The sequence below is a fragment of the Eudoraea sp. genome, assembly GCF_049665975.1.
GTDB lineage: Bacteria > Bacteroidota > Bacteroidia > Flavobacteriales > Flavobacteriaceae > Eudoraea.
Genome location: NZ_JBATGR010000446.1, coordinates 1 through 3,470 on the forward strand (window position 1 = coordinate 1; position 3,470 = coordinate 3,470).

Annotated in this window: 4 protein-coding genes and 2 pseudogenes; 5 read left to right on the forward strand and 1 reads right to left on the reverse strand. The window is 36.0% G+C overall.

All coding sequences use genetic code 11. From position 1 onward, the window contains the following. The coding region (locus WBN20_RS14565) for a hypothetical protein (RefSeq protein WP_424282207.1) at window positions 1-254 on the reverse strand (254 nt) is incomplete at its 3' end. A 4-nt stretch (window positions 255-258) separates the two neighbouring features. Between WBN20_RS14565 and WBN20_RS14570 the strand changes: the two genes are divergently transcribed. The 5 genes and pseudogenes from WBN20_RS14570 to WBN20_RS14590 all read left to right on the forward strand — a co-directional run. Then, on the forward strand, window positions 259-588 hold the full coding sequence (locus WBN20_RS14570; RefSeq protein ID WP_424271647.1) for a YegP family protein: 330 nt from the start codon (window positions 259-261) through the stop codon (window positions 586-588). A gap of 552 nt (window positions 589-1,140) precedes the next feature. Continuing rightward, window positions 1,141-1,539: a PAS domain-containing protein gene (locus WBN20_RS14575; RefSeq protein WP_424271646.1), complete on the forward strand. Its 399-nt coding sequence runs from the start codon at window positions 1,141-1,143 to the stop codon at window positions 1,537-1,539. Then, a pseudogene (locus tag WBN20_RS14580) lies at window positions 1,536-2,369 on the forward strand (MBL fold metallo-hydrolase). The gene WBN20_RS14575 and the pseudogene WBN20_RS14580 overlap by 4 nt, the downstream one beginning before the upstream one ends. 330 nt (window positions 2,370-2,699) lie before the next feature. Continuing rightward, window positions 2,700-3,200: a hypothetical protein gene (locus tag WBN20_RS14585; RefSeq protein ID WP_424282208.1), complete on the forward strand. Its 501-nt coding sequence runs from the start codon at window positions 2,700-2,702 to the stop codon at window positions 3,198-3,200. Between the two features lie 24 nt (window positions 3,201-3,224). Continuing rightward, window positions 3,225-3,470 (forward strand): annotated as a pseudogene (locus WBN20_RS14590) (adenylate/guanylate cyclase domain-containing protein); the annotation flags it as partial.

Here is a 3,470-nt window from a genome sequence, read left to right on the forward strand (position 1 = left end):
GTACAGGGGAGAAATTCCAGTAAAGAACCGGGGCAAAATGAAAATGTATTTTGTGAATGGGCTTCGCAGTAAAAATCCAGCTTAATTTCAAATTTTTCAGGACAATATTTTGGACAACAATCTGGAATAATAAAAGCATCGATTTTTAATGCCAAATTATTCACAATCAGGGAGGATAAAATTGTATGAGGTATTAAAATAATAAAGGAATATGCAATTTTTTCGTTAATTTTACGAACAGTATTTAAAAACATACCAATGGGAAAATTTGAAATTAAAAAAGACAAAGCCGGAAAACTAAGATTCAATCTAAAAGCTTCAAACGGACAGGTAATTTTAAGCAGTGAAGCTTATAACTCTAAATCTGCTTGTGACAACGGGATAGAATCCGTTAGGAAAAACTCACAAAATGATAAAATGTTCGAGAAGAAGAAGGCAAAGGACGGACGCCCTTATTTTAGTTTAAAAGCGTCTAATGGGCAAGTGATAGGTGACAGTCAGATGTATGCATCTGCATCTTCTATGGCAAGCGGGATTGCTTCAGTCAAAAAAAATGCGCCTAAAGCTACTGTTGCAGACCATTCTTAAAAAACTCCGTTTAATTAAATTTGATTAAAATGCAAAAAGACAGCCTATTTGGCTGTCTTTTTGTGCTTAATGTTCCTTATATTAGTAAGTCTTTTTAGTTCTATGAAAACCCTAATTCCCTAAATAACCAATTCATTTCTTAAAAAAAGGGTTTGCCTGGACAATAAATCCAGGTGTTCGTCCTTAAAAGAATTTAGTGCCCTAAATTAAATATAAATTTAGGATCACTTCCGGGGCTTTTTTTATATTCTTATAACGGGATTCTTATAAATATTCAATCTTATATTGCCTCAATTTTAATTGCGATCAGCTCTCTTTTGTTCAGTTTCCATAAAACACTTATCAATTAACAATAGGTCACTATACATAGAAACCATAGACTTTCTATGGTTTTTACTTAGGGATAAAATTATGAAATTACTATCTTGTTAACGATTCCTTTCTCCCGAGCTATATTCCTATTAATAGCAGTTTATTCTTGCGTACATTATAGAATAAAACCGATTTTTTTTTATATATTTAAGAGAGTTCTCCCGAAAAACTTGTCCGCCTATGTCAGCACATGAAATTGAAATTATTTTAAGCAGGCAATTGGCAGATTGTCTTTCAGTCCCTGTCTTTATAGTAGATCCGGAAGGAACGCTGATATTTTATAACGAACCGGCTGAAAAAATCCTGGGAAAGCGCTTCCAGGATACAGGAGAAATGAGGGTTGGAGACTGGGGGAATGCGTTTCACCCGCATGACAAAAATGGTAAAGCAATTCCGCCGGATGAACTTCCGCTTGTGAGCACAATAAAATCGCACGTTCCCGCCCATAAGACCTTCTGGATAAAAAGCCTGGAAGGTAAATCTTTTAAAATCTCCGTTACTTCCATTCCTATTGTTGGCAGATCTAAGGAGTTTTCAGGAGCTTTAGCAATTTTTTGGGATAATAATCTCAAGATATGAGAATTAAGCTACATGGAACCCGCGGCGCATATCCAACCTCGTCCAAAGAAACACAAAAACTTGGCGGCAATACCCCCTGTATTGAGCTAATAGCAGGGGAGGAAAGACTTATCCTGGATGCGGGTACAGGGATTTTGAATATAGATTTTGACAGTTACTATACCTCAGATCGGATAGATATTTTGCTAACTCACTTACATATGGATCATATACAGGGGTTGGGGTTTTTTAAACCCATTTTCGACCCTAAAAAAGAGGTTCATATCTGGGGTCCCGGCGGCAGTTCCTATCCCTTAAAAGATAGATTGAACAGATTTTTATCTCCTCCTCTTTTTCCTATAATGCTGAGGGATATTCCCTGTAAACTGGTCATACACTAATTGCCAAACAAGCCATTTAAGCTTGGGAAGTTTTTAATAACTTCTAAATTTGTTAGTCATCCCGGCCCAACTGTTGGGTTTAGAATCCAGGTTGGATCCAAGTCAGTTACCTATATCCCCGATCATGAACCCATATTGTGTCGCCCCCAATTATACAAGGAAGATAAATGGATCTCCGGTTTTGATCTTTGCAAGAATACAGATTTGCTTGTACACGATTCTCAATACAGCCCGGGGGAATATGAAAACAAAGTAGGGTGGGGTCATTGTTCATTGGAAATTGCTGCGGAATTATCCGCGAGAGCAAAGGTTAAAAGTTTGGTAATGTTCCATCACGATCCTGCGCACACCGATAAAGACAGAACCAAAATTTTTAAAAAATTTATAAACACCCATACCTATGATTTCCCAATTGAATTGGCCGTTCAGGGACATGAGATAGAAGTTTAATTGTATAAAACCTGAATTTAGGAGTATAGTTTATAGGGGCATGTATCCCACAGAATTCATTTTGAAAGAAAGATAAGATACTGATGTATGAAAATCAGAGGTTCTTCGGATAAGAAAAATACTACTTTCGGACAATAAAATAGCACATTCATCCTGAATAATTTCACGAAGTTGCTGAAATTCATTATATTAAGAGTAAAATTCCCCCCATGGGATATCAGGCCTGTAGAGTTGGCAAACTAAGTGCAAAAGCACTTAAAATACGGGTATTGGAGAAGGATCAGAATACCCAATAGATTTCACTCAATTAACCAATTAAAGAACACTATTATGAAAACAGCAAGTCAAATTTTGATGTTAATGGCCATTATAAGCTTTATGTCTTGTGGTCAATTACATGTAGTAACGCTTTATGTGGATACTAAAGAAATTAAAAAAGACAACATTGATATTAATAATGACAGCTTAAATAAGTATGCTCATTTTAATCAGCCTAAAGGTATTTCGAACAAACATTTTACAACTCATGTGAGAAGAGGAGACCGAATTATCTGGGATGCGGTTTCAAGCAGTAACCCATCGGATGAAGTCAAGATCATCGCCATAAATCATATATCAGGGGAAATAATTTTAAAAAGAAAGTCGCCCACATCTCAACCTCAATCATTCACAACAAAGTCAGGAATTGTTAAGACACTGTTTGCTGGTACTATAAAAAAGAGGCCCGTAGAGAGGTATACATATATTCAAGAAATATACGAAATAAAATTTACTGTAACCGACAAGGAGGGTACATTTACTATAGATCCTAAAATTAGATCTTATCAATAAACATGGCAAATTAACTGCTTATCCATGCTGACGGCAAACTTTTATATCCTAAAAAGTTTAATCAAATTAAAAATCTGTTTAGCACTGGGCTTTTTTTTAATTTTTAGCCTGGCCGTGTATGGTCAGAATCAGGTTGTTGCGGACAGTCTTCAAACGGTTTACAATTCAGGCAACTTTGATGAAAAAGATCGATTGCGGTTGTTATTTGGTCTCGCTAGAAATCATCAGGATCCTGAGAAAATCCTTCTATATAGTGATGAACTCTTGCGC